This window comes from uncultured Sphingomonas sp., from assembly GCF_964250165.1.
In the GTDB taxonomy this organism is placed as follows: Bacteria; Pseudomonadota; Alphaproteobacteria; order Sphingomonadales; family Sphingomonadaceae; genus Sphingomonas.
In genome coordinates, this window is sequence record NZ_CAXUEK010000128.1 from 1 (window position 1) to 4586 (window position 4586).

At 70.8% G+C, this 4586-nt stretch carries 5 protein-coding genes and 1 pseudogene; 5 read left to right on the forward strand and 1 reads right to left on the reverse strand.

What is annotated here, in order from left to right:
- From ACFE64_RS15185 to rfbA, 3 genes and pseudogenes are all read left to right on the forward strand, one after another.
- A pseudogene (locus tag ACFE64_RS15185) lies at window positions 1–195 on the forward strand (dTDP-glucose 4,6-dehydratase); the annotation flags it as partial.
- Window positions 192–1079 carry a dTDP-4-dehydrorhamnose reductase gene (gene rfbD, locus ACFE64_RS15190; protein WP_375393295.1) on the forward strand — a complete coding sequence of 296 codons (888 nt, stop codon included), beginning with the start codon at window positions 192–194 and terminating at the stop codon, window positions 1077–1079. The pseudogene ACFE64_RS15185 and the gene rfbD, both read left to right, overlap by 4 nt.
- On the forward strand, window positions 1076–1945 hold the full coding sequence (gene rfbA / locus ACFE64_RS15195) for a glucose-1-phosphate thymidylyltransferase RfbA (protein WP_375393296.1): 870 nt from the start codon (window positions 1076–1078) through the stop codon (window positions 1943–1945). The genes rfbD and rfbA overlap by 4 nt, the downstream gene beginning before the upstream one ends.
- Here the strand turns inward: rfbA and ACFE64_RS15200 are convergent.
- Entirely contained in the window at window positions 1923–2498 is a 576-nt protein-coding gene (locus tag ACFE64_RS15200) for a TetR/AcrR family transcriptional regulator (RefSeq protein ID WP_375393297.1), read from the reverse strand. The two genes, rfbA and ACFE64_RS15200, sit on opposite strands and share 23 nt — an antisense overlap.
- A 52-nt stretch (window positions 2499–2550) precedes the next feature.
- Here ACFE64_RS15200 and ACFE64_RS15205 point away from each other — a divergent pair, with 52 nt between their 5' ends.
- Window positions 2551–3987, forward strand: a complete 1437-nt coding sequence (locus tag ACFE64_RS15205) for a carotenoid oxygenase family protein (RefSeq protein ID WP_375393298.1) — start codon at window positions 2551–2553, stop codon at window positions 3985–3987.
- Window positions 3988–4046: 59 nt separating this feature from the next.
- Window positions 4047–4586, forward strand: a 540-nt coding sequence (locus ACFE64_RS15210; protein ID WP_375393299.1) for a 3-deoxy-7-phosphoheptulonate synthase, incomplete at its 3' end; no start/stop codon positions are given.

Here is a 4586-nt window from a genome sequence, read left to right on the forward strand (position 1 = left end):
GTCGCCGATCGGCCCGGCCACGACAAGCGCTACGCGATCGACGCGAGCCGCATCGGCGCCGAGCTGGGCTGGACGCCGCTGGAGACGTTCGAGAGCGGCATCGAGAAGACGGTGCGCTGGTATCTCGACAACGAGGCGTGGTGGCGGCCGCTGGTCGCGGCGAACGCGGCCGCCCGGCGCGGGGTCGCGGCATGAGGCACGTCCTCGTCACCGGCGCGGGCGGGCAGCTCGGCACCGAGCTGCAGCGCTGCGCCTGGCCCGACGGCTGGGAGGTGGTCGCGATCGACCTCGCCGACCTCGACCTCACCGACACCGCCGCGATCGCCGCGAAGGTGGCGGAACGCCCCTGGGCGGCCGTCATCAACGGCGCCGCCTATACCGCGGTCGACAAGGCGGAGAGCGACCAGGTGCTCGCCTGGCAGGTCAACGCGCTCGCGCCCGCGGCGTTCGGCGCGGCCTGCGCGCGAGCGGGCGTTCCGCTGGTGCAGGTCTCGACCGATTACGTGTTCGACGGCGACAAGCAGGGCGCGTGGGAGGTCGACGATCCGGTCGGGCCGCTCGGCGTCTATGGCGCGTCGAAGCTTGGCGGCGAGCTGGCGGTCCGCACGTCGGGCGCGCGCCACGCGATCGTCCGCACCGCCTGGGTGGTCTCGGCGCACGGGGCGAACTTCGTCAAGACGATGCTCCGCGTCGGTGCCGAGCGGGGCCGGCTGCGCGTCGTCGACGACCAGCATGGCAGTCCGACCGCCGCCGCCGATCTCGCGCGCGCGCTGGTGACGATCGCAACGCGCCTCGCCGACGACGCCGACCTGCCCTCGGGCACCTATCATTTCAGCAACGCCGGGCCGACGACCTGGGCGGGCTTCGCGCGCGCGATCTTCGAGAAAGGTGCGATGCGCGGCGGCCCGACCGTCACGGTCGAGCCGATCGCGACCGCCGATTACCCGACGCCCGCGCGGCGCCCCGCCAATTCGCTGCTCAGCCACGACGCCATCCGCGCCACGTTCGGCATCACGCCGCGGCCCTGGGGCGAGGCGCTGGACGACATCCTCGACGACCTCCTGGGAGCCCATGCATGAAGGGCATCATTCTCGCCGGCGGGTCCGGCACCCGCCTCCATCCGGCGACGCTGGCGATCAACAAGCAGCTGCTGCCGGTCTATGACAAGCCGATGATCTATTACCCGTTGTCGGTGCTGATGCTGGCCGGCATCCGAGACATCCTGATCATCTCCAGCCCCGAGTTCCTCGACAATTATCGCCGCATGTTCGGCGACGGGAGCGACTGGGGCCTCGCCGTGAGCTACGCCGAGCAGCCGCGCCCCGAGGGGTTGGCGCAGGCCTTCACCATCGGCCGCGAGTTCGTCGGGACGGACCGGGTTGCGCTGGTGCTGGGCGACAACATCTTCTTCGGCGCGCACCTGACCGACCTGCTGGCGAGCGCGGTGGCGCGCGAGCATGGGGCAACCGTGTTCAGCTACCGGGTCGAGGACCCCGAACGCTACGGCGTCGTCGAGCTCGCCGCCGACGGCCGCGCGCTGAGCCTGGAGGAGAAGCCCGCGCAGCCGAAGTCGAACTGCGCCGTCACCGGCCTCTATTTCTACGACAACCGCGTCCTCGATCTCGCCGCCGATCTCGCCCCCTCGGCGCGCGGCGAATATGAGATTACCGACCTGAACCGCCTCTACATGGAACAAGGGCAGCTCCACGTCGAGCAGATGGGGCGCGGCTATGCCTGGCTCGATACCGGCACGCATGACAGCCTGCTGGAAGCGAGCGAGTTCGTCCGCACCATCCAGCATCGCCAGGGCATCCAGGTCGCCTGCCTGGAGGAGATCGCGTTCGAGCGCGGCTTCATCTCCGCCGATCAGGCGCGCGCGCGCGGCGAAGCGCTCAAGAAAACCGCCTATGGCCGCGCCATCCTCAATGCCGTGGACGGCGACTGACCGCCCCCAGCATCGCGTGCGCGTCGACCACGCGTGCGATCACCGCTTCGTCGACCGGCACCGCGCCGTCGAGCATCAGCATCGCCAACCCGTGCGCGATCGACCAGGCCTGGAGCGCGAACACGCGCGCCTCGACGCCGGGCGGCGCGAGCGCGGCGGCGTTGGCGAGGAGGAAGGTCATCGCGTCGTCGCCGCTTCCCGCGGCCAGCACGTCCCCGACAGGCTGGCCGAAGATCAGCCGGAACAGCGCCGGATGCGCCAGGGCGAAGCGGACATAGGCGATCCCGGTGGCGTTGAACCCTGCCGCCCCGCCGCCCGCCGCGTCATAAGCGGCGTGCTGCGCCGCGCCCAGCTGCGCCAGCCCGGCCCGCGCCACTGCGCCGAGCAACGCCTGCTTGTCGGGAAAATGACGATAGACCGCTGTCGCGCTGACCCCCGCGCGCCGCGCCGCCTCTCGCAGCGACAGCGGCTCGCCCGCCTCGATCTGTGCCAGCGCGGCCTGGATCAGCGCCTCGCGCAGGCTGCCATGATGATAGGTCCGCGATGTTGACACTGTTATCTTTGCCGTTATGTTGATGCTGTAAACATTGCAGGAGTGAGTCGTCATGGCAAGCGCGATCGAAACCGTCCTCCGCTCCACCGTCGCCAAGGGGCTGGGCAAGGTCGCCGAGTTCAACCGCCGGCGACTGGACGACGGCGGCGCGCCGCACCCGTTCCTGTCGGGCATCCACGCGCCGATGACGGAAGAGCTGACGCTCACCGACCTGCCCGTCACCGGCACCATCCCGCCGGTGTTCGACGGTCGCTACCTGCGGATCGGGCCCAACCCGATCGCGCCCGACCCGGCCGGCTATCACTGGTTCACGGGCGACGGCATGGTCCACGGCATCGCGCTGAAGGACGGCCGCGCGCAATGGTATCGCAACCGCTGGATCCGCTCGGCGAAAGTCGGCGCGCACCTCCCCGCCGGCGCGGCACCCGGCCCGCGCCACGGGTTCGACACGGTCAACACCAACGTCATCGGCGTCGCCGGCCGCACCTGGGCGCTGGTGGAGGCGGGCAGCTATCCGGTCGAGCTCGCCGACACGCTCGACGAGCAGACCTACAATGCCTTCGACGATACGCTCGCCGGCTCGTTCAGCGCCCACCCGCATCGCGACCCCGCCACCGGCGAACATCATGCCATCGCCTATGAGGCGACCGATCCGACCACCATTCGCCACGTCGTCCTGTCGCCGGCCGGCCAGGTGATCCGGGAGGAGCCGGTCACGGTGGCGCACGGCCCCTCGATCCATGATTGCGGCGTCACCGCGCGCTATGCGGTCATCCTGGACCTGCCCGTCACCTTCGCGATGAAGGCGATGATCGGCGGCCATTCCTTCCCCTATCGCTGGAATCCCGATCACCAGGCGCGGATCGGCCTGCTGCCGCGCGCCGGCCACGGCGAGGATGTGATCTGGTGTCCGGTGGAGCCGGCCTATGTCTTCCATCTCGCCAACAGCTATGACGATGCCGACGGAACGGTGGTGCTCGACGTCGTCGCCTACCGCACCATGTTCGCGGACGGCCGGCACGGGCCGGACGGGCAGAATCTCGGGCTGGAGCGGTGGACGGTCGATCCCGTCGCCCGCACCGTCGCGCGGCGCACGCTGGACGCCACGCCGCAGGAGTTTCCCCGTCCCGACGAGCGTCGCTGGGGCCAGCCCTACCGCTACGCCTACGCGCTCGCCCTGCCGACCGAGCCGGAGGCGCAGTTCGTCGGCGCGACCGCGCTCTACAAGCACGACCTCGCCACGGGGACGCGCGAGACGCACGACTTCGGCTCGGGTCGCCATCCCGGCGAGTTCGTCTTCGTGCCAGCCCGTCCCGATGCCGGCGAAGACGAAGGCTATCTGATCGGCCTGGTCGTCGACCTGCCGCGCGAGGTGACCGACCTCGTCATCCTCGACGCGCGGGCGATCGCCGGGCCGCCGGTGGCGAGCGTGCGGCTGCCGCACCGCGTGCCGCCGGGGTTCCACGGCAACTGGCTGCCCGCCGCCTGATTGCGCCCGCGCGCGCTTTGGCGCATGGCGGGTCGATCATCGCCAGTGGACGACCCGCCATGCCCGCCTGGGCTCCCGACAGCTGGACCGCGCACGACGCGCGCCAGCAGCCAGACTATCGCGATGCCGCGGCGCTCCACGCCGCGACGGAAACGCTGCGCTCCTTTCCGCCGCTGGTCTTCGCCGGGGAAGCGCGCAACCTGACCGCGTCGCTGGCCGAGGTCGCCGCCGGCCGCGCCTTCCTGCTCCAGGGCGGCGACTGCGCGGAGAGCTTCGCCGAGTTCCACCCCAACAACATCCGCGACACGTTCCGCGTCATCCTGCAGATGGCGGTGGTGCTGACCTATGCCTCGAAGCTGCCGATCGTGAAGCTCGGCCGCATGGCCGGCCAGTTCGCCAAGCCCCGCTCGGGCGCGACCGAGGAGCAGGGCGGCGTCTCGCTGCCGAGCTATCGCGGCGACATCGTCAACGACATCGCGTTCGAGCCGGCGGCGCGCACGCCCGATCCGCAGCGGATGGTCAAGGCCTACAACCAGTCCGCGGCGACGCTCAACCTGCTGCGCGCGTTCGCGCAAGGGGGCTATGCCAATCTCCACCAG

Coding starts and splice junctions, on each gene's coding strand:
- rfbD (WP_375393295.1), top strand. CDS start 192: ATGAGGCACGTCCTCGTCACCGGCGCGGGCGGGCAGCTCGGCACCGAG.
- rfbA (WP_375393296.1), top strand. CDS start 1,076: ATGAAGGGCATCATTCTCGCCGGCGGGTCCGGCACCCGCCTCCATCCG.
- ACFE64_RS15205 (WP_375393298.1), top strand. CDS start 2,551: ATGGCAAGCGCGATCGAAACCGTCCTCCGCTCCACCGTCGCCAAGGGG.